Source organism: Ruegeria sp. C2 (assembly GCF_056537765.1).
Window position 1 is genome coordinate 14,262 of record NZ_JBQFRZ010000005.1, and the last position, 21,609, is coordinate 35,870.

General features: G+C 57.6%; 18 protein-coding genes and 1 tRNA gene. 6 read left to right on the plus strand and 13 right to left on the minus strand.

The features are described from left to right. Nucleotides 1–50: 50 nt before the first annotated feature. Together ACR0IV_RS15275 and ACR0IV_RS15280 are read left to right on the plus strand one after the other, a co-directional pair. Complete coding sequence (locus ACR0IV_RS15275) at nucleotides 51–338, plus strand: HU family DNA-binding protein (RefSeq protein ID WP_010442901.1); 288 nt, start codon at nucleotides 51–53, stop codon at nucleotides 336–338. 111 nt (nucleotides 339–449) lie between these two features. After that, nucleotides 450–1,337 carry a DMT family transporter gene (locus ACR0IV_RS15280; protein WP_480471238.1) on the plus strand — a complete coding sequence of 296 codons (888 nt, stop codon included), beginning with the start codon at nucleotides 450–452 and terminating at the stop codon, nucleotides 1,335–1,337. Here the strand turns inward: ACR0IV_RS15280 and ACR0IV_RS15285 are convergent. Continuing rightward, the gene (locus ACR0IV_RS15285) at nucleotides 1,313–1,834 is read right to left on the minus strand and encodes a glutathione peroxidase (RefSeq protein WP_480660603.1); all 522 of its coding nucleotides are present in this window, start codon (nucleotides 1,832–1,834) and stop codon (nucleotides 1,313–1,315) included. The genes ACR0IV_RS15280 and ACR0IV_RS15285 overlap by 25 nt on opposite strands. A gap of 142 nt (nucleotides 1,835–1,976) precedes the next feature. Between ACR0IV_RS15285 and msrB the strand changes: the two genes are divergently transcribed. Continuing rightward, nucleotides 1,977–2,423: a peptide-methionine (R)-S-oxide reductase MsrB gene (msrB, locus tag ACR0IV_RS15290; RefSeq protein ID WP_480660605.1), complete on the plus strand. Its 447-nt coding sequence runs from the start codon at nucleotides 1,977–1,979 to the stop codon at nucleotides 2,421–2,423. Then, complete coding sequence (gene msrA / locus ACR0IV_RS15295) at nucleotides 2,423–2,935, plus strand: peptide-methionine (S)-S-oxide reductase MsrA (protein WP_480660607.1); 513 nt, start codon at nucleotides 2,423–2,425, stop codon at nucleotides 2,933–2,935. The genes msrB and msrA overlap by 1 nt, the downstream gene beginning before the upstream one ends. Before the next feature lie 23 nt (nucleotides 2,936–2,958). Here the strand turns inward: msrA and ACR0IV_RS15300 are convergent, their stop codons facing one another. The 8 genes from ACR0IV_RS15300 to ACR0IV_RS15335 form a co-directional block, all read right to left on the minus strand. After that, a complete protein-coding gene (locus tag ACR0IV_RS15300; protein WP_480660686.1) occupies nucleotides 2,959–4,962 on the minus strand; it encodes a hydantoinase/oxoprolinase family protein in 2,004 nt (667 codons plus the stop codon). 62 nt (nucleotides 4,963–5,024) lie between these two features. Continuing rightward, nucleotides 5,025–6,062: a tRNA epoxyqueuosine(34) reductase QueG gene (gene queG / locus ACR0IV_RS15305; RefSeq protein ID WP_480660610.1), complete on the minus strand. Its 1,038-nt coding sequence runs from the start codon at nucleotides 6,060–6,062 to the stop codon at nucleotides 5,025–5,027. A gap of 54 nt (nucleotides 6,063–6,116) precedes the next feature. Continuing rightward, nucleotides 6,117–6,782, minus strand: coding sequence for an FtsZ-binding protein FzlA (gene fzlA / locus ACR0IV_RS15310; protein ID WP_480471243.1), 666 nt, complete (start codon nucleotides 6,780–6,782; stop codon nucleotides 6,117–6,119). A 60-nt stretch (nucleotides 6,783–6,842) separates the two neighbouring features. After that, a complete protein-coding gene (mtgA, locus tag ACR0IV_RS15315; RefSeq protein ID WP_480660612.1) occupies nucleotides 6,843–7,583 on the minus strand; it encodes a monofunctional biosynthetic peptidoglycan transglycosylase in 741 nt (246 codons plus the stop codon). 38 nt (nucleotides 7,584–7,621) lie between these two features. Continuing rightward, a complete protein-coding gene (locus ACR0IV_RS15320; RefSeq protein WP_480660614.1) occupies nucleotides 7,622–8,572 on the minus strand; it encodes a Hint domain-containing protein in 951 nt (316 codons plus the stop codon). Nucleotides 8,573–8,756: 184 nt separating this feature from the next. Beyond that, nucleotides 8,757–13,289, minus strand: a complete 4,533-nt coding sequence (gene gltB / locus ACR0IV_RS15325) for a glutamate synthase large subunit (protein WP_480660616.1) — start codon at nucleotides 13,287–13,289, stop codon at nucleotides 8,757–8,759. Next, nucleotides 13,286–13,720, minus strand: a complete 435-nt coding sequence (locus ACR0IV_RS15330; protein ID WP_480660618.1) for a GFA family protein — start codon at nucleotides 13,718–13,720, stop codon at nucleotides 13,286–13,288. Before ACR0IV_RS15330 ends, gltB begins: the two co-directional genes overlap by 4 nt. 29 nt (nucleotides 13,721–13,749) lie before the next feature. Beyond that, nucleotides 13,750–15,183, minus strand: coding sequence for an NAD(P)-dependent oxidoreductase (locus ACR0IV_RS15335; protein ID WP_480660620.1), 1,434 nt, complete (start codon nucleotides 15,181–15,183; stop codon nucleotides 13,750–13,752). A gap of 229 nt (nucleotides 15,184–15,412) precedes the next feature. Between ACR0IV_RS15335 and ACR0IV_RS15340 the strand changes: the two genes are divergently transcribed. Further along, nucleotides 15,413–16,216: an undecaprenyl-diphosphate phosphatase gene (locus ACR0IV_RS15340; protein WP_480660622.1), complete on the plus strand. Its 804-nt coding sequence runs from the start codon at nucleotides 15,413–15,415 to the stop codon at nucleotides 16,214–16,216. Here the strand turns inward: ACR0IV_RS15340 and ACR0IV_RS15345 are convergent, their stop codons facing one another. After that, the gene (locus tag ACR0IV_RS15345; protein WP_480660624.1) at nucleotides 16,217–17,200 is read right to left on the minus strand and encodes a complex I NDUFA9 subunit family protein; all 984 of its coding nucleotides are present in this window, start codon (nucleotides 17,198–17,200) and stop codon (nucleotides 16,217–16,219) included. Between the two features lie 198 nt (nucleotides 17,201–17,398). On the opposite strand from ACR0IV_RS15345, the gene ACR0IV_RS15350 reads away from it, so the two are divergent. Further along, a tRNA-Leu gene (locus tag ACR0IV_RS15350) sits at nucleotides 17,399–17,485 on the plus strand. Between the two features lie 167 nt (nucleotides 17,486–17,652). On the opposite strand, the gene ACR0IV_RS15355 is transcribed toward ACR0IV_RS15350, so the two are convergent. From ACR0IV_RS15355 to ACR0IV_RS15365, 3 genes are read right to left on the minus strand one after another with little or no spacing between them, the layout of a single operon-like run. Further along, complete coding sequence (locus ACR0IV_RS15355) at nucleotides 17,653–19,431, minus strand: FkbM family methyltransferase (protein ID WP_480660626.1); 1,779 nt, start codon at nucleotides 19,429–19,431, stop codon at nucleotides 17,653–17,655. Nucleotide 19,432: 1 nt separating this feature from the next. After that, nucleotides 19,433–20,239 carry a class I SAM-dependent methyltransferase gene (locus ACR0IV_RS15360; RefSeq protein ID WP_480660628.1) on the minus strand — a complete coding sequence of 269 codons (807 nt, stop codon included), beginning with the start codon at nucleotides 20,237–20,239 and terminating at the stop codon, nucleotides 19,433–19,435. A gap of 12 nt (nucleotides 20,240–20,251) precedes the next feature. Further along, the gene (locus ACR0IV_RS15365) at nucleotides 20,252–21,403 is read right to left on the minus strand and encodes a GSCFA domain-containing protein (protein ID WP_480660630.1); all 1,152 of its coding nucleotides are present in this window, start codon (nucleotides 21,401–21,403) and stop codon (nucleotides 20,252–20,254) included. Nucleotides 21,404–21,609: the final 206 nt, after the last annotated feature.

Sequence of the window (21,609 nt, forward strand, 5' to 3'; positions counted from 1 at the left end):
CAGTTACGCGGTGAGGCCCAAATTATCGGGCACGTTAAGGAGACCAAGAAATGGCAAAGCCTATGACAAAGACTCAGCTGGTTGCTGCTCTCGCTGAGGAAATGGGAACTGACAAGAAATCCGCGAATGCCGCGCTGGAGGCCATGACCGGCCTGATCACCCGCGAAGTTTCGGCCGGTGGCGCCGTCACCCTGCCCGGCGTTGGCAAAATCTACTGCCGTGAGCGCCCCGAGCGCATGGTGCGCAACCCCGCCACCGGCGAGCAGTTCAAGAAAGAAGCCGACAAAGTGGTCAAGATGACCATCGCGAAAGCTCTGAAGGACAGCGTCAACGGCTAATTTGCCGCTGACAGATCGCAAGATCGAAGGGGTCGCCATCGGGCGGCCCCTTTTCCTTGCGGTTGATGCAAAAACCAGTGAAAGTCGCCCGGATTTCATCAGGAGACCGAAATGGATCTGCGCGCCATTGCCATGGGGCTTGTGTTTGCCCTGATCTGGTCCTCGGCCTTTACCTCGGCCCGGATCATTGTGGCTGATGCATCGCCCCTGTTTTCGCTCGCGCTGCGATTTCTGATTTCCGGGTTGATTGGCGTAGCGATTGCACGGGCCATGGGGCAGAGCTGGCGTCTGACCCGACCGCAATGGCGCGCAACCATTTTGTTCGGAATCTGCCAAAATGCCCTGTATTTGGGTCTGAATTTCTATGCGATGCAAACCGTCGAAGCCTCGGTGGCGGCAATTATCGCATCTACCATGCCCCTGCTGGTCGCGCTGGCCGGGTGGTTGCTGCTGAGTGAGCGGTTGCGCCCATTAGGTATCCTCGGGTTGCTGGCAGGCTTTGTCGGAGTTGCGCTGATCATGAGCAGCCGGATCAGCGCCGGCGTTGATCTGTTCGGTGTGTTCCTTTGCGGGATCGGAGCACTGGCGCTGACCTTCGCCACACTGGCAGTGCGGGGGGCGACCTCGGGCGGGAACTTCATGATGGTGGTCGGTCTGCAAATGCTTGTGGGCTCAGCAGCACTGTTCCTCGCCGCCCCAGTGTTCGAGACGATCTATATCCATCCTACACTGCCGTTTGTACTGGCATTTACCTATACGACCCTGTTCCCTGGCCTTCTGGCCACTCTGATCTGGTTCCTGCTGCTGGATCGCATCGGCCCGATCCGGGCTGCAACGTTCCACTTTCTGAACCCCGTCTTCGGTGTTGCCATCGCAGCAATGCTCTTGGGCGAGAATCTCGGCCCGCTGGATCTGCTTGGAGTCGGCATCACCACGTTGGGCATTCTTGCGGTGCAGCTGTCGCGGCAACCCGCTCAGCGCAGCAAAGCTTCAATCTGATTGATCAGTTTCGACGCATTGGGCTTGGTGCCCGATCCATAGGTGGCGACAACAGTGCCCTGCGGGCCGATGAGAATCTTATTGAAGTTCCAGCTGGGTACAAAACCCACCTCAACCGCGACCTCTTTGTAGAACGGGTGAGCATTGGGGCCTTTGACCTCGGTAATATCAGTCATCGGCAGCGTCAGGTCATAGTTGAACTCACAGAACTCCTTGACCTCTTCAGTCGTTTCCAACTCCTGATTGAAGGAATTCGACGGAACCGCCAGAACCACCAACCCTCGGTCTTCATAAGCCTCATGCAGGTCCTGCAGGGCAGAATACTGCCCGGTAAACCCGCAAAGGGACGCGGTGTTGACCACAAGCACAGGCTGCCCGCGCCAGTCATCCAATGACAACTTTCCTCCATCGATCGAGGAGAACTCGGCAGTCAGCGGTGCGGCCTGCACCACCTTTGCCAGCAAAATCAGAGCCGTCAACAGAGCCATCCGAATCATCTTTTTCCTCCTCTTGAACAAGATACGCGATTTGCGGCGGTCTGGATCATCTGCACAGACCCGCGAGCAGACTGAAATATGATTTTGATTTCCTCGCGGATGTGCCCAAATAGTACACCACCAACAGAATACCGGAGGAGCCATGTCCCGCTATACCAAGGACCCCCAGGCCATCGCCGCCCTATCACCGGAAGAGTTTCATGTGACCCAGCGCAGCGGGACCGAGCGCCCGGGCACCGGCAAACTGTTGAACAACAAGGAACCGGGTATCTATGTGGATATCGTCTCGGGTGAGCCTTTGTTTGCGTCCACCCATAAATACGAATCCGGTTGTGGCTGGCCAAGCTTCACCAAGCCCATCGTCCATGAACATGTCGAAGAATTGGAAGACCGCACCTTGGGCATGATCCGGACCGAAGTACGCTCGAAACATGGGGACAGCCATCTGGGCCATGTGTTCCCCGATGGCCCCCGTGAACATGGTGGGCTACGGTATTGCATCAATTCCGCCTCGCTGCGGTTCATCCATCGCGACGAGATGGAGGCCGAAGGGTACGGCGAATTCCTGATCCATGTGGAGGATATCTGATGACCGATCAACGCGCTGTTCTGGCCGGAGGCTGCTTTTGGGGCATGCAGGACCTGATCCGCAAACTGCCGGGCGTGGCCCGCACCCGCGTCGGCTATACCGGCGGTGACGTGCCCAACGCCACCTATCGCAACCATGGTACCCATGCCGAGGGAATTGAGATCTGGTTCGACCCGACCCGGATTACCTATCGCGATGTGCTGGAGTTCTTCTTTCAGATTCACGACCCCACCACCCCGAACCGTCAGGGCAATGACCGTGGGATGAGCTATCGCTCGGCCATTTATTACGTGGATGATGCACAGAAACAGGTGGCCGAGGACACGATTGCCGATGTGAATGCCAGCGGCATCTGGCCCGGCAAGGTCGTGACCGAGGTCGAACCGGTCGGTGATTTCTGGGAGGCCGAGCCCGAGCATCAGGATTACTTGGAGCGTATCCCCAACGGCTATACCTGCCATTTCCCACGCCCGGATTGGGTACTGCCAAAGCGATCCAGCGCAGCAGAATAAGGACTCCGGTAGCCCCGCGGGGGCTACCCGACCGCCACCCGAGGTCGTCCACTGGCTTCGACGGTAATCAGCGCTTCGACGAACACCTCCTGCGCCTCGATCTTGGCGGTACGGATGTCGCGTTCGACGCTCACGCGGATATCTTCAGCGCCCGCTTCGCGCACCGCGCCTTCAGCTTCACCGCGCAACACATCTTCAAGCAACTTCAGGGCAGAATTCGAGTCCGAGAAATCCTGCGGCCCCTCTTCCAGATGCACCCGATAGCGGCCTTCAGCCGGAGATGTAACGGACCCGGTCCGCCGAAGAGTCAAGCGCCCGACAACTGCTCCGATAGCATTTGCAACACCGGCATGTTCGGGCAGCACCATCTTGCAATGCAGCCGCTCTCCGACCGCTGGATAATAGCTGGGGGCCGAGGCCCCAAGACCCACCACATCCACATTCAACGCCGTATCCAGCGCCACTAGTCCGCGATGCTTTGCCAACCCGCGCTGCGTCAGCACATGCCGCGCCAGATCTTTAGCTGGCAATCCGAGTCCATCGCTTTCTTCGGCAAAAGCAGTCTCTAACAAGGTTAAAGCGGTCTGTTCTGTCAGTTGATCTACTATGATCTGAGCCAATGCTTCAGCCGATGGTGCCAGCCGATCTCCCGACCCAACACGCTTGCGCGCAACCAGTTCCAACGCCTTGAGCGCAGCCGAGCGATCCCAATCCTCGAGCCGTCCCAGAACATGGCTGGCATCCGATGGCGTGACGCCCGAAACCTGTACGATTCCGCGATCCACCAAACGGTTCAGAGCCCCATGCTCCATACGGGTCTGCAACAGATTGCTGAGGGGCACGACATCATCCCCCAAGCGGTCCAGCAAAACGGATTCGCGCGGCCCCACTCCTTCGGCGGGAATGCCCGGCACCCGGCGGGCAAACCGAGTGTCGTGCTCGCCTACCGTCGTGGCCCGTTGCTGCTCATCCAGTGCAGCATGCACCACATCCGGAGCCTCGGATGCGATCAGCGACACTGGCAGCACCCGGCGCGGCCCAAGGAAGACGCCACCGCCCAGGCCCTCGGTCACCACGTGCACCTGACTGTCGCCACCGAGACCATGGGTGCGCATCGCTACCGCCTCGACCATGGTCCGAAAACCACCCACCTGCGCGCCAGCAGGGTCTATGGCTGGTTTCCCATCCCGGATCAGCGCCACATCGGTTGTGGTGCCTCCGATATCTGACACCAGTGCATTCTCGGCCTCGGTCAACCAGCGCGCGCCCACAATCGAGGCCGCGGGGCCGCTCAGAATCGTCTCAATCGGTCGCTCCCGCGCTTGCTCGGCGCTCATCAGCGCACCATCCCCGCGCACAACCATCATTGGGGCAGTGATGCCCTGTGCACGCAGTTGATCCTGCGCCCGTCCGATCAGCCGGTCGATCATGCCGATCAACCGCGCATTCAGCACAGCCGTCACCGCCCGCTTCGGCCCGTTCAACTTGGCCGACAGGTGGTGAGAGCAAGTCACGGGAACACCCGTACGCTCGGAAATTACGCGTGCGACCTCCAGTTCATGCGCCGGATTTCTGGTGCCGAACTGCGCCGCGACCGCATAGCCAGAGATGCCCGTATGCGAGTCTAAAAAAGCCTCTAACGTCGGAATGTCCAACTCCGCAGCCTGACCACCTGCATGATTGTGTCCACCAGCCAGAACCAAAGCCGGGTCACCTTTCAATGCATCGCGCAGCCCGTGCTTTTCCAGATCGCTTTCCCGGAACCCGACATAGATCAGTGCTACGCGTCCACCCTGCCCCTCGACCAGAGCATTTGTGGCCAATGTGGTCGATAACGACGCCATGCCGATCTGATCGGGCGCAACCCCAGCCGTCTCAAGCACCGCAGAAACCGCCCGACCAACGCCAATGGCCAGATCCGCCCGCGTGGTCAGGGATTTGGCCGAGGCAATCACCTCGCTCTCATCCCGGACCAGCACTGCGTCCGTATAGGTTCCGCCCGTATCTACCCCCAAAGCCAGCGCCATCGGGTCCTCCATCTGTTCGCCAGAATCGGGTGTAGCGTTTTCCTGCGGCGCGTCCAGCCCGTTTACGACAACTGAGACACCGCCCAGCGCGCAGCGTCAGCCACGGTTGGATCGGGATCATCGGTCAGTCCTTGGGCAATATGCCTCAACGCGGGTTGAGAGGAATTTCCGATCGCGTAAAGCACGTTCCGCACAAACCGATCCCGCCCTATCCGTTTGATTGGCGACCCCGAGAACTTCGCCCGAAACGCCGCATCATCCAGCATCGCCAGTTCCGCCAGCGGTGGCGCGCTCAAATCTTCACGCGCCGCATAGCGAAAGTCGCTCGCCGCGACCGCAAACTTGTTCCAGGGGCACGCGGCCAGACAATCATCACAGCCATATATCCGATTCCCCAACAGCGCCCGTAAATCCTCATCTACCGGGCCCTTATGCTCGATGGTCAGATACGAGATACAACGGCGCGCATCCAACTGATAGGGCGCCGGGAAGGCATCAGTTGGACAGGCTGTCAAACAGGCCCGGCACGATCCGCAGTGATCAACCTCAGCACCATCCACGGGCAAATCCAATGTGGTGAAAACAGACCCTAAAAAGGCCCAATTCCCCCAATCCTGACTGACTAGATTCGTATGCTTGCCCTGCCAGCCCAACCCTGCAGCCTGCCCCAGTGCTTTCTCTGGCACCGGTGCGGTATCCACAAAGACCTTAACCTCGCCGCCTGCATCGGCAATCAGCCAACGCGCCAGGCGCTTCAGGCGTTTCTTGACCAGATCATGATAATCCTTGTTCTGTGCATAGACCGAGATCGCGCCCAGCTCAGGATGCGCCAACACCTCAGTCGGATCATGGGCGGGTGTATAACTCTCAGCCAGCATGATCACCGACCGCGCCTCTGGCCACAGCACAGATGGATCGCCGCGCCAATGACTACGCTCGGCCATCCAGCCCATCTGCCCATGATACCCGGCCTCCAGAAAAGCAGCCAACCGCTCAGGTACCTGTGGTACATCCCATGGACGACACACTCGACAAGCGACAAACCCCTCAGACAGGGCTTGCTCCACCAACCGCTCCTTCAGCTCCGATCCGCTCTTCATTTGGCTAAAATACCTTCGGGCCAGGGGCAGACAGCCCCGGTCCTACTCTGAATATCAGAAATCCAGATCAGCGTAATGCGGAGGCGGCCGGAATCCCGGGACCTGATCCGCCAGAATCGAGCGGAAAGCCGGACGGGACTTGATCTTGGCGTACCAATCCTTCACCGCTGAACTCCGGTTCCAGTCCACGTCCGAAATATAATCCAGCGCCGACAAATGCGCCGCAGCGGCAAAATCGGCCAATGTCATCTGATCCCCGGCCAGCCAGCGGCGATGGTCCAGCAGCCAGGCCATGTAATCCAGATGGTACTTGATCGCCCGCGCCCCCTCCTTGACGTTCTTGCTGTCCGGATAGCCCTGCCCCGTCACCTTCTTGTTCACCCGCTCATAGAGGAGCTTTGAAGTGACCTCGTGATGGAACTTGTCATCAAACCACCCCACTAGACGCCGCACCTCATAACGCGCTTCGGGTTTCTTAGGCATCAAAGGAGGCTCGGGGCGGGTCTCTTCGATATATTCGCAGATCGCCGCGCTCTCGGCCATGATCTGACCGTCGAGCCGCAGTACCGGAATTTTCCCTGCCGGATTGCGACGCAGGAAATCCGGGTCCTGCTCCCAGTATCGTTCTTCGACTAGCTCAACCTCGATCTTCTTTTCGGCCAGAGACAGGCGAACTTTGCGGCAGTAGGGTGAGAGGGGAACGTGAAACAGACGCGCCATGGACTTCCATTCGAACCAGTAGAATACGCCTCAAGCTTTAGCCGCTGAGGGGGCGAGGTTTCAATCCTCGAAACAATCGGCGCGTCCATCTGCGCGGATGGTGGCCGCTCCATCAAGGATCGAAGCCGCGCGCCGCCGGGTCCGGACCGACGGGTCCGTCACCGAGCGGTTGCGTGGGGACGGCAGGATCGCTGCCAGCCGCGCCGCCTGCACGGGGGACATCTTGTCGGCGCTGACACCATAGTATTTCTGTGCCGCTGCCTCGACGCCAAAGACACCCTGTCCGGTTTCAGCGACATTCAGATAAACTTCAAGGATGCGCTGTTTGCTCCAGATCAGCTCAACGACCGGAGTCATCGAGGTCTCCAGTGCCTTGCGCACCCAGCTGCGCCCCTGCCACAGGAACACGTTCTTCACCACTTGTTGCGTGATTGTTGAGGCCCCGCGATTGCCGCCGTCTTCCAACGCATCTCTGATCGCTTCAACGTCAAACCCCCAATGCAGGCAGAAGTTGGCATCTTCGGCCGCGACGACCGACCGTGCCATGACAGGCGCGATCTCTTCGATCGGCACCCACTCACGCTCGACCTTGCCCAGCCGCCGCCACTCGGACCAGATGGTGTGTGTGACGGGCGGATTCACGACCGAATAGACCAGCACCAGAGCCGCAAAAACCACAGACACGGCCAGGACGGCGCGCAAAGCCCAGCGCCGGATCCATACGATCGCGCCTGATATACTGCTTGTCTTAGTCGCCTGCTTTTTCTTACCGCCTGTCTTGCGGCCTGCTTTTTTTGCCATGCCCTGCTATACGCCGCGACCAGCGTATTTGAAACGGATTATTTCGCCATCAAGCGCGCATCGCGCGGTCGGATCACCGGGCGTGCGGTCTTGGCCGCAACCGCCCCACGGGCTTGCAACTCGGGGAATAATGCAAGGACTTCGGCTTGCGTGTCACGTTCTGATTGCGAAACCGCATGGGCGGGATAATAGCTTTCGCTCTTGGCGCCGTTGGCAAATATGATCTCATGACGCCGGAACAGCAGGTGGATATATTCCACCTTTCCGCCTTCAACACGGGTCACAGTGGTACCGTTCACCAGACAATGGGCAGCGATCAACACCTCAGCATGGCCAAAAAGATAGGGCGCGCGCCAATCGTCGATCAGCATCCGGTGCTGCGGTGACACTAGCAGCGGACTCGTCAGCCCAAACAAACCGGCCTCGAACCGGATCGGAGCGAATTTTCCATCGGCCTCCACCACCGTGCGTCCCACCCAAAGAAGAGGTTTTGCACCGCTGTCGGCGGTTGTCACCAGATCACCGGCTTCGAGGTCTTCAATCAAACGCGGTCCATCGGGAGTGTCGATCAAAGTGCCTGGCATGAAACAGGGCGGGCCAAGATCACCATTGTTGATGTCGACCGAACCAAAGGACCCGCCGTTGTCGCTGAAATCGGTCACAGACGAAGATACAAATGTGCCCTGCTGCAGTACCGATCCATCGGTTGGCGTGAATACCTCTCGCCCATCGGCCAGATAGAAGGTGACGCCGGTATAAGTGACCTGAGTTCCATCTGGCAGCTCGATTGTCACCATATCGTTGAAATACGAGGCGGTAATATCCACCCCATCCACCGAGTCGCCATTCAGCCGGTTGATCAGATCATTGTCATTCTGGTCGATGATCTCGAAACTTTGCACAGTCAGAGTGGAGCCCACCACCGTACCGTTCGCCCCGGGGTTTGCCGGGTCGAGCAAAAAGAACTGATCTGTATAACTCGTGGGCATGTAACAACTCCACTTCACTCATATCTGTAGGAACGCAGCATGCCCGCAATTCCAGAACAAACTATGTCCAAAGCTAGGTGTTTTTTGCCAATGCGGGCAAGAATCGGTGCATTATGCATACGCAAATGAGGGCCTTGCGTGTCTTTTCAAACACGCAAGGTTAAGATTCTGCCTGCATCAGAGCCTATTCTGCCGGCATGGCTGCCACTTCCGTAGTCAATGGATGGCTGAGCTTGTTCAGCATCTCTTTCGGGCAAACCTGCAGGAAGTGTGCCTTTTCGACATCCCAATGCTGAAGCAGATCTGCGGCCTTGCGGCTATAGGTTTCTGCAGCGTGGCGCTCGATCAACGATTTCAGCTGATCTTCCCAGTGGTCGACCGTCACTGGACAGGTGACCAGGGTCTCCTTGTTCATCAGGGCTTCGGCTTTACCGTCCGGGTCGTACAGATAGGCCATGCCCCCGGTCATGCCCGCTCCGAAATTGGCACCAATATCGCCCAGGATCACGGCCACACCGCCGGTCATGTATTCACATCCGTTCGAGCCACAGCCTTCGATCACCACCTTCGCGCCCGAGTTTCGCACCGCAAAGCGCTCACCAGCACGGCCTGCTGCGAACAGATAGCCGTCGGTGGCACCGTAGAGGACGGTGTTGCCGATGATGGTGTTGTCATCCGCCTTCAGCGGGCTAACCTGCGGTGGGCGCACGACGATCATGCCGCCTGACAGACCCTTGCCAACATAGTCGTTGGCATCACCCGAGACCTCCAGCTTGAGGCCTGGAGCCGCAAAGGCCCCCAAAGACTGCCCGGCTGAGCCCTGCAGTTTCACATGCAGGTGGTCATCCTGGAACGTGTTCCGCATACCGAAATTCTGCACGATATGGCTGGAAACCCGCGTACCCACGGTCCGATGCGTATTCTGTACAGCATAAGAAAGCTGCATCTTCTCACCGTCTTTCAGGAACCGGGCGGCGTCACGCACAATCTCGGCGTCCAGAGTATCCGGCACCGCATTCCGATCCTTGTCGCGGTTGTAAACGATGTCATGCGCCCCATCGACAGTGATCAGCAGCGGGTTCAGGTCCAGATCGTCCAGATGCGCCGAGCCACGGCTGACCTGAGCCAGCAGATCGGCCCGGCCGATGATCTCATCAATCGAACGCGCACCCAGGCTTGCCAACAGCTCGCGCACCTCCTGCGCGTAGAAGGTGATCAGGTTTACGACCTTATCCGCATTGCCGGTGAACTTGGCCCGCAGGTCTTCGTCCTGCGTACAGACACCGACAGGGCAGGTGTTCGACTGGCACTGACGTACCATGATACAGCCCATCGCAATCAGTGCGGCGGTGCCGATGCCGTATTCCTCGGCCCCCATCATCGCAGCCATGACGATGTCACGACCGGTCCGTAGGCCACCATCGGTCCGCAGGGTGACGCGGTCGCGCAGGTTGTTCATAGCCAGAACCTGATGCGCCTCGGTCAGGCCCATCTCCCACGGAAGGCCAGCATACTTGATGCTGGTCGCGGGCGACGCGCCGGTACCACCATTGTGGCCCGAAATCAGGATGATATCCGCCTTCGCCTTGGCCACACCGGCAGCAATCGTGCCAACGCCCGAGGACGCCACCAGTTTCACCGTCACCTTGCAGCGCGGGTTGATCTGCTTCAGGTCATAGATCAGCTGCGCCAGATCCTCGATCGAGTAGATGTCGTGGTGTGGCGGCGGTGAGATCAGCGTAACGCCCTTGGTCGAATGACGCAGACGTGCGATCAGGTCGGTGACCTTCATGCCCGGCAGCTGGCCACCCTCACCGGGTTTCGCACCTTGGGCGACCTTGATCTCCAACTCTTCACACTGGTTCAGATACTCGGCGGTTACACCGAACCGACCCGAGGCTACCTGTTTGATCTTGGCCGAGGGATTGTCGCCATTGGGTTCCGGCACGAAATGCGCCGGGTCTTCTCCGCCCTCGCCTGAGTCGGATTTCGCACCAATCCGGTTCATCGCCACGTTCAGCGTCTTGTGCGCCTCAGGGCTCAGCGCGCCCAGCGACATGCCCGGCGTGACAAAGCGTTTACGGATCGAAGTGATCGATTCCACCTCTTCAATCGGCACCGGCTTGCCCAGCGGTTTGAAATCCATCAGATCGCGTAGGTGGATCGGCGGATTCGACTGCATCTTTGCCGAATACTGCTTCCACAGCTCATATGAGGCTCTATTACAGGCCATTTGCATCATATGCATTGAGGTCGCTTCCCACGCGTGGGTCTCACCTGATTTGCGCGCCTTGTAGAAACCACCGATGGGCAGCACATCCAAGCCATTGGTCCAACCCTTGGCATGTATCGCCTCGGCCTTGACGCGAATGCCATGGATACCAATGCCTGAAATCCGGCTCGTCATACCGGGGAAATACTCGGCCACCATGGCGCGGCTCAGACCGACTGCTTCGAAATTCAGACCGCCGCGATACGAGGACACGACGGAAATGCCCATCTTTGCCATGATCTTGAGCAGACCCTGATCAATCGCCTCGCGATACCGCGCCACGTTTTCGGTCAGGGTGCCGTCCAGCAGTCCCCGATCGATCCGGTCCGCCAAAGAATCCTCGGCCAGATAGGCGTTCACGACGGTCGCACCACAACCAATCAGCACCGCGAAATAGTGTGGATCGACGCATTCAGCCGACCGTACGTTGAGCGAGCAGAACGTTCGCAGACCTTGCCGAGTCAGGTGACTGTGCACCGCGCTGGTGGCCAGAATCATCGGCATCGCCACCTTGTCCGGCCCCGAATGATGATCCGTTAGCACCAGATGCCCAGCGCCCGAGCGCACGGCCTCCTCCGCCTCGGCACGGATACGGCTAAGGGCCACGTCCAACTGCCCCTCGCCCGGGGTAAAGCTGCAGTCAATCTCGGCCAGAGGGGCATTGAACTGCCCAACCAGCAACTCCCATTGCGCATTGCCTACAAAGGGGCTTTCCAGAACCACGATCTCGGTTTGACTGCTGTCCTCGTCAAGCACGTTCTTCAGGTTGCCGAACCGTGTCTTCAACGACATGACGCGATATTCGCGCAAGCTGTCGATCGGTGGGTTGGTGACCTGGCTAAAATTCTGCCGGAAGAAGTGGCTGAGCGGGCGATACTGCTTCGACAGCACGGCCGAGGGTGTGTCATCCCCCATCGACGCCAGCGCCTCTTTGCCATCTTCGGCCATAGGCGCAAGAATCTGTTCCAGCTCTTCAACTGAGTAGCCGGCAGCGATTTGACGCTTGCGCAGCTCTTCGCCCGAAAACAGGGGTTTTTCGCTCGCACTGCCCAACGTGGCATCCACGTCGTTGATCTTGCTGACCCATTCTCCGAACGGCAGCGCCCGCGCCAGCTTGTCTTTGATCTGCTTGTCGCGGAAGAGCTTGCCCTTCTTCATATCCACGGCCAGCATCTGACCCGGACCCAGAGCGCCCTTTTCGGCCACCGAGGCCTCATCAATCGGGACCATCCCGGCCTCGGACCCGGCAATCACCAGACCATCGCCGGTGACCACATAGCGCATCGGGCGCAGACCGTTCCGGTCCAGACCGGCGCAGACCCAGCGACCATCGGTCATGGCCAGAGCGGCAGGACCATCCCACGGCTCCATCACCGAGTTGCAGTAGGAATACATGTCGCGCCAGGCCTGCGGCAGTTCCACCGCCTGCTTGGACCAGCTTTCCGGAACCAACATGGTTTTCGCCATCGGGGCCGAGCGGCCCGCGCGTACCAGAACCTCAAAAACTGAGTCTAATGCGGCCGAATCTGATGATCCACCGGCGATGATCGGCTTGATGTCTTCGGCATAGTCGCCAAAGGTTCCACTGGCCATGCGGATCTCATGGCTCTTCATCCAGTTGACGTTGCCCTTGAGCGTATTGATCTCACCATTATGGGCCAGCATGCGGAACGGCTGCGCCAGCCACCATTGTGGGAAGGTGTTGGTCGAATAGCGCTGGTGATAGATCGCAAAGGCGGACTCGAACCGTTTATCCATCAGGTCGGGGTAGAAAACCGCGACCTGCTCGGCCAGCATCATACCTTTGTAAATGATCGAGCGACAGGACAACGACGCCAGATACAGACCGGAAATACCCGCAGCCATCGCTGCCTTCTCGATGCGGCGACGGATGACATACAGCTCACGCTCGAACGTCTCTTCGTCTACGCCTTTGGAGTTCGAGATCAGGATCTGCTCGATCTCAGGACGGGTTGCGTTAGCCTTGTCACCCAGGCAGGTGACATCGACAGGCACATGACGCCAGCCGTAGATGTAGTAGCCCATGCGCAGAACTTCAGTTTCTACGATAGTCCGGCATTGCTCCTGCGCCCCAAAATCGGTGCGCGGTAGAAAGACCTGACCAACCGCGATCAACTGATCCATGTTGGGCTCATGGCCCGTGCGGCGGATCTGGTCATAGAAAAAGGGCACCGGGATCTGTACGTGGATACCCGCACCATCGCCGGTTCTGCCATCGGCATCGACGGCACCGCGATGCCAGACCGCCTTGAGCGCATCGATCCCAGCGTCGACAACCTTGCGCGACGGCTTGCCGTCAACGGATACAACAAGACCTACACCGCAAGAGGAATGCTCTTCTTCCTCGGAATAGAGACCGTTTTCGGCCATCCACTGACGCTTGGCTTCCTCGGCCCGCACCCAATCGGCATCATATTTGGTCATTGGCTGTCTCCTTCTTCCGGTTGGGCATACATGGCTTCGACCTCAGCTTTGGTCATCTGCCGGCGCTCGCCTGCGAACGCATAGCCCTCGGGCTTTTTGTCGATATAAAGTTCAAGTTTCAGCGCGTAGCCTGTGTCATCAAACAGGCCCGCCGCCATCTGTGTCTGGCCGTGCATCTCGCCCGGCAGTGTGATCCGGTACCAGAGCGCCGAGCCACAATCGGCGCAAAAGGTACGCTCGGCCCATTCCGACGAGGTGAAGGTTTTGACCGGGCCCAAAGCAGCATAGCCGGGCTCGGCCGGAAACGTCACCAGCATCGAACTTGTCCAGCGGCGGCACTGGTCGCAATGGCAGGCTCCCAGCGTGTCCTTCACCGGAGTGGCGGTCACGGTGACCGCGCCGCACATGCATTGGCCTTGCAATTCGGGCATTGCTGTCCCTCCTGTCGCTGGGCTTGGGGTTACTCGGCTGCGACTGCTGCCTTGCTGTTAAACCGGTCGATAATGGCCTCGGCGCAGTCACGACCATCGCGTATCGCCCATACGACCAAAGAGGCACCGCGCACGATGTCACCAATGGCATAGACACCGTCCATCTCGGTCTCACCAGTCTGGAAGGCCGCTTTGACTGTACCCCAGCGGGTCACCGGCAGGTCAGATTGACCGAACAGGGTTGGCAGGTCTTCGGGCTCGAACCCCAGTGCCTTGACCACCAGATCGGCTTCTTCGACGTAATCCGCGCCTTCGATCACCTCAGGGGCCTGGCGTCCCGACGCATCGGGCTGACCCAAGCGCATCTTCTGCACCATCACGCCTGAGACCGTGTCATCGCCGGTGAACCCTTTGGGCGCGCTCAGCCATTCGAAGATTACGCCTTCTTCCTCGGCATTCTGCGTTTCACGCTGCGAACCTGGCATGTTGGCGCGGTCGCGGCGATAGAGGCATTTGACCGAGGTCGCGCCCTGACGGATCGACGTGCGCACACAATCCATCGCGGTGTCACCGCCACCGATCACGACAACCTTTTTGCCCTCGGCATTCAGGCGGCCATTATCGAATTCTTCAACCTCATCTCCGAAGCTCTTACGGTTCGAGGCGGTCAGAAAGTCGATGGCTTTCTCGATCCCGGCCAGACCGCTGCCCGGCATGGACAAATCGCGGGATTTGTAAACGCCGGTGGCAATGATCACCGCGTCATGCTTGGTGCGGATCTCTTCGAACTTCGCGGCATCCACGTCGCAGTTCAATTCGAACGCGACGCCGCCATCGGCCAGCAGGTCATTGCGCCGTTGCACAATGTCTTTTTCCAGCTTGAAGCCGGGGATGCCATACATCAGCAAACCGCCCGCGCGGTCATAGCGGTCATAGACGGTCACCTGAATGCCCGCACGCCGCAGCATATCCGCTGCCGCAAGGCCACCCGGCCCGCCGCCGATGATACCAACGCTCTCGCTGCGCTCAGCGCCCGGTGCGACTGGTTTCACCCAGCCTTGGTCCCACGCAGTGTCAGTGATGTATTTCTCGATCGAGCCGATCGTGACCGTGCCGTGGCCGGATTGCTCGATCACACAATTACCCTCGCACAGGCGGTCCTGCGGGCAGATACGTCCGCAAATCTCGGGGAAGTTATTGGTGGCCTGACTGGTCTGATAGGCCTCTTCAAGGCGTCCTGTTGCTGTCAGATTCAGCCAATCGGGGATGTTGTTGTGCAGCGGGCAGTGCGACTGACAATAGGGCACACCGCATTGGCTACAGCGGCTGGCCTGCTCAGCTGCCTTCTCGGCCGCATACTCGGCATAGATTTCGTCAAAGTCTTCCTTGCGGTCATTTGCAGCACGCTTTTCAGGCATGACGCGATCGATCTGCACAAATTTCAGCATCGGTTGCTTGGCCACGGGTCAGACTCCATGAATTGGCTAGGTCAGGCCTCTTTAAAAGATGAGCAGTCAGAATAAAAGTCAATATTACTGACTTATTTATCAAATACTCAGGGAAATTCGACTTTGAACGCAAAATTATTCCCGATTTTAGTTCCGATTCGGACCTATTTGAGCACTTTCCTTTCGCGCACCACACTTATACCCATTGGTCACAACAATATGACCATAGCGCAGGGTCGAGCAGATGAGCCTTTTCCACCTGATTCTCGTGGCGATTATTCAGGGCGTCACCGAGTTTCTGCCCGTGTCATCATCGGGACATCTGATTCTGCTGCCCAGCCTCACAGGGATCGACGACCAAGGGCTTGCGATTGACGTCGCAGTCCATGTGGGAACGCTGGGTGCGGTCGTTTTGTATTTCTGGAGCGATGTAAGAAAAGCGCTGTCCGGCCTTCCTGAGGCGCTGCAAGGTCGCACCGACCGGCCAGAGGCGCGTCTGGCACTGGGTTTGATCATCGCCACGATCCCGACCGTGATCGCGGGTGCAATCATTTACATGACCGGCCTCGAACAAGCTCTACGGTCGATTGCCGTAATCGGCTGGACGATGCTGGGCTTCGGGCTGCTGCTTTACTGGATGGATCAGAAGGGCGCACAGACCAAACAAGCAGACGACTGGAACTTACGCGATGCACTCATCATGGGTGTCTGGCAGATGTTAGCACTGATCCCGGGGACGTCACGCTCGGGCATCACCATTACCGGCGCACGCAAACTTGGTTACACCCGCGAAGATGGTGCCCGGATTGCGATGCTGATGTCGATCCCGACCATTCTAGCCTCGGGCGTGCTGTTGTCTTTTGATGTGATCCAGCAAGCCAATATGCAACTGGCCAAGGACGGAGCGATCGCGGCAGTCTTTGCCTTTGCATCGGCCCTGTTGGCACTCAGCCTGATGATGCGACTGCTGCGTAGCGTCAGCTTTACACCCTACGTGATATACCGGGTCATTCTGGGTGTGGTCTTGCTTGTGATCGCTTACAGCTGATCAGATCCGCAGGTTTTTGGCCGAATTCTGAATGTCGTCATATTGACCCGACGGGCGGAACTTCCACAGGTAGTCTGGCAGCACCGACTCGAGCGTAGTGGGCTCGATCCCCAACTCAGCAAATCCTTTCGCGCCTTCCGACACGACATTGTCGCGCCGTAGGTTCTTCAACTGATCGCGGGTCAGGATGTTGTTCGGGAACACCTGGAAACTGACGAATTTCATTATATCCAAAGCCCCGGCCATAACCTTCGCGGCCAGGAATGGTACGCTCAGAATGACGCGGCGGCGATGAATCACGCCCAGCATCTGCTGCATCAGGGCACGGAAGGTCTTGGTCTCAGGCCCGCCCAGTTCGTAAACCCCCGGCTGGGCCTTGCCTAGAACACCCTGAACCGCGGCCTGTGCCACGTCATCCACATAGACCGGCTGAAACCGTGCCTCGGCCCCTACCAGCGGCAGGAACGGGCTCAACCGAGTCATTCCGGCAAAGCGGTTGAAGAACTGATCCTCGGTACCGAAGATCACAGACGGGCGCAGAATGACAGCGTTCGGCATATGCTGTAGCACGGCTGCCTCACCCTGAGCTTTGGTGCGCGAATACGCGCTGTCCGAATCTATATCCGCGCCAATCGCAGAAATGTGCACCATCCGCTCAATGCCTTGAGCCGCAGCCAGTCGGGCAATACGCTCAGCCCCATCTGCCTGAACAGCGTCGAATGCGTTTTGCCCCAATTCGTTCAGAACACCTACGCAATTGACCACAGCATCGACCCCATGCATCGCTGCAGCAACCGAGGCATCATCACGAATGTTGCACAAGATGGGTTCAACCTGACCAACGGCACCGTATGGCTTTACGAACATCGCCTCATTGGGTCGCCGTACGGCCACACGCACGCGCCAGCCTTCTGAGGCCATCCGGCGCGCGATATAGCGGCCGACAAAGCCCGATCCACCGTAAATCGTGACCAGTTTGGACATGATGGCGCTCCTGCTGTCTGGGTCTGTTTTGATCTAGCGCCCAAGCGCGCGGCGAACAAGGCGCAATAACGCCGCGTGTCTGCGAAAATCGGAGGTCCTGACCGATCTAACGGGGGCGTTACAAAAAACTTCACAAAACTGACGCGAATCTGGTTGACGCCCCCCGCCAGTCAGCTTAAACGCCCCTCCACGACACCTGCCCAGGTGGCGGAATTGGTAGACGCGCTAGCTTCAGGTGCTAGTGTCCGTATGGACGTGGAGGTTCGAGTCCTCTCCTGGGCACCAAAATCCAGAAATCCTCAATAGCTTAACATTCCTCTGGGAAGATTGGGTTGATTCGGTCAGCAAGGGTGACGTGTGGGCGGAGGATTCTGTCTTGAAGGTCGCAACTTCGCACAGCGTGTTGGAGTTGTATCTCGCGCGCTGCAGTAATACTTGCCTAGTATTTGCCGTTAGTCTTCCGTTTGAGGCGAGAAATACTTGGCCTCAATCCATTCCCTCAACTCGCGTACGTCTGGCTGATCCGCGATTTCGGCGATCCGTGCCTTGTGACGGGCGACGCACAGCTTATGCAAACGCTCGGTTTCTGCGTCCTGCAGCAACTCAGCCTCTGCCGCCCGTGCAGCTGGCAGCTGATGGGCGATCCAGTTTTCTGATGACCCGCCTCGCATCCGAACACGATAGTATTTGTTGTTTACTCTGCGGTTTTTGTTCACAACATCGCCCCGATCCATCTTGATCAGATACGAGTCTACCGAGCGTAATCCATGGTGATTGAGCGTCACCAGATCATAGGCCCCCCTGCAATCATAGCTTTTCTGCTTTTCATCCGTGACGAACTCAAACGGTGCTGGACGGCCTGAACCATCTAACCATACAAGATCATTTTCGGATCCCGGGTGTATCAAAGGGCGGTGGTTCGACGGACGTTCGAACGCAGCTAATCCGTGCAGGATCGTCTTAACACCTCGGCGCGCCTTCCAGGGACCTGGCGTCGGATTATCGTGAACCTTATATTCCTCAGTCAACCATACATCGTGATATGCCTTATGCCCGCTTGATGTGAAATTCAGCTCGCTCATGGACAGAGCATGAAAGGGGCCCGCCGCCCTTAACAGATCGGTAAAATGACCGTCACCAACCCGGATGTTGACGAATTCATCCACGTCCATCGAGATGACATAGTCAGACCGTCTGACAACAGGCATTTGTCGCGCATACTTAATCGCAACAGGCTGGTAGTAAGTCGACTGCATCACAACAGCCGGATTGGGCAAGTGAATGATTTCACCCAACTCATCCAGTCGGTCCAGCAGAAGATCCGTGCCATCCGTGCAGTGATTTGAGAAAACGACAAAATTACTGATGCCGATTGATTTGTGAAACGCCAGCCATTCGAGGATGAAAGGCCCCTCATTCTTCATACAGGTGATGATGGTGACCGTCGGGTCTTCCAGATTGTGCGTTGGATCAGGGAGTGCCGCTCTCGCAGGTTGCAAGCGATCTGCGGATCGCTCCAAAACCCAAACCGAACCTTTGAGGTAATCTTGGTTCACTTCAAAACCGAGCGCATTAAACCTGGCGAACACGCGATCCTGTCCCGCCTCGCCATAAACTTTTGGGTGTAGCTCAAGGATGACTGTGTTCACGCCTTGAAGCGACGTGTTGTTGAATAGATCGAGCTCGGCACCCTCTATGTCAGCGATGATGACGGTCGGACGTAATTCCTTCAACAGCTCGTCAATGCCATAACCAGGAACAGACACGACCCGCGTGTATGGCCGAGAGTCCGGCTCCATGCTTGCGGCCCAGAAATCCTTTCGTAAATAAAAGTCCATGGCTTGACTGCTCTTCGCGCAGACAACTCCGTTGCGAATATCGACATTTGCAATGTCGTTGATGCGGTGGGTTTCTTCAATCAACCCGATGAGTTCAGGATTGGCTTCTAACGCAACAACTTTTTCGACACCGGGCACCTGAGCTGCCACCCCGGAAATCAGACCAACGCCAGCACCCAACTCCAGTACCCGATCGCCAGAACTCAAGAGTTTTCTGACCGCCTCGCATTCGCCCTTTTCATAGCGATTGTTTCGCATAGGGCGCTCGATCTTCGGTGTTATGACCTGAGGTACAAATGGGATGAGAAGCCCCTGAACCTCAATCGTCTCTTCATAGTCAAAGCGTGAATCTGTTTCCGCCAACTTTGCAGGCATGGAATTGCCATCTGACATATCATTCTCCGTCCGGAGACGAAATCCGGTATCCTAAATTGCGCAGACATCTGACAGCTTTGCTACGCAGATCCGGTTGCTGCCGCAGTAACCGCGTCATGCTGCGTTTTACGTAGCTATCTGCAAGTACTTCGTCATATTTCGCCTCCAACACCTCAAGTGGTATCCGGTTGCTGTCCTTAAGCATGGTCGCCCGAACTCCAGCATCCGGGCCGATAAAGATCGCGGAGATGTATCCACCGCCAAAAACCACCGCATGCTCAGCACCCAGGCTCTCCAGATAGCTCGTAGCGTTCTGGACCGCCGGATAGATGATGTGCGTATCGTCAAAGACCACGATGCATTTCTCTTTCATCACGGTCAGCACGTTCAAAAAGTCCGTAAAGGCTGCCGCGATCGTGTGTTCGCCGTCAATGAACGCAAGATCAAACCGGGCCTCGGGCGGGTCCGAGCGCAACGATGCGGACGTCGTCTCGCGTGTTGACAGTTTCTGCATCTGGCTGTCGTTTGCATATTGCCGAAGGCCATCCAGCATATCCTGGGTCGTCACATGCTTGTACTGATCTAATGCCCCCCGCGCATCCGGGGTCATTTCGGGGCGCAGGTCGATCGACAGCGCTTCGATACAGTCGTCATCCATGACATGTGGTTGCAAGGATTTCCCCAGATACGAGCCGATCTCCAGATACCGGTAGGAGCCGTCTTTGGCCGCAATCTCCTGCACGTTTATAAGGGTGCGGGTGCCGCGCCTGCCGACCTGTCCTTTGAGTTTGAAATCGTCATTCGTCAGCGTATTCGGTGCAACCATTACCAGGTGACCTCAGTTCTTGTTCGAAGCATCGACCAGTTCCTGCGCAAGCTTCGAAAGCGCCGTATTGATAGCGGGATCGTTGTCGAATTCGTCCTTTTCGATCAGGGTCTGTAACCTGCTCCAGCGTTTGGCCAGAATGCAGCGCGACATGGCGGGCGGAAACAGCTCAGCTTCGGCACCGGCCTGCGCCCAAGCTTGCAAAATCGACGGTTTGGGAGTGTCCCCGTCCACGCACCAGGTATGTTCAAACAGCGTCATGATGAACTTCAGAGGTGCTTGTTTCGGATGCCTGCGATCCGCAACATAGGGCAGCTTGAAGACATCTGTGACGATCTCATAGGACGGCCAATAGTGCAGAAAGCCTTCGTCTTGGAACTCACGGACCACTTCGTCCAGAGCCACGCGCAGAACACTTTTCGAGACGGAGTTCGACGTCAGGCATGAGTTATCCCGGAACGTCGCGATCAGCGGGATCGGAGACAGGGTAAACAGTATCTTGGCATCCGGCCGGTGTTTTCGGATCAGATGGTAGATAGCACGCAGGTTATCTTTGTTTTCTTCGACCGTCGACACGCGAAACTTGTGCCGCGATGGGTCATAAACATCTTTGGGAATGGTGCGCCAGAACACGTTCCCAGTGACCTCATCATACCAGATCTCTGATAATCCGAAGGTCAGGATGAACACATCAGTTTCGTCAAATATGCGTTTGGTTTCCGCCTGCACCTCAGGGTCATAACCATAGGATTCGGCCTTGTAGCCGTGCCAGAGCTCTCCTTCGAAAACCTTGTTTTCCCATGCCCACTCGAATTGCTGGCGGATCACGAAAGAATTCACCATGCCTTCGCCACAGGTCACGACATAGGCATCTTTGGCATCTTCTTCCTTGTTGAGAACACGATAGTTCCGACGCGACAGCCATTCCGAGATATTCGCCGCAAAACAACTGCCAAAGGCAGTAATCTGTGTGTCAGGGGTGATGAACGGCTCTTTCGGGGTCCAGCCTTTCAGCACGTATTTTCCAACCGCGTCCGCCGGGATCATGCGCGCTACATTCGGGTTGGCATTCGTGTGCTCACCCCGAAACCAGGTTCTGAATTCAGGTGTATTTTTCGTCGTGCGTTGAAAGTTGAAGTGACGCGCACGGTTCGATCTTGCCATATCGCCCTCAAGTCAGTTGCTCTGGCGCTTATTGTTGGCGGAAAGCTGCGCCTTGTTGCAGTTACATCTATCCACAACACCATCTGAATTCTAGCGATGTTTTGTTGCCCGTCTTTTCGCTGAGGCTTGCTGGACGCACCCCACCTGATCCAATAGAGTTGCCAAAAACAGGTCGACGGGGTCCCCTGACGGCTCAGGCGAGGTTG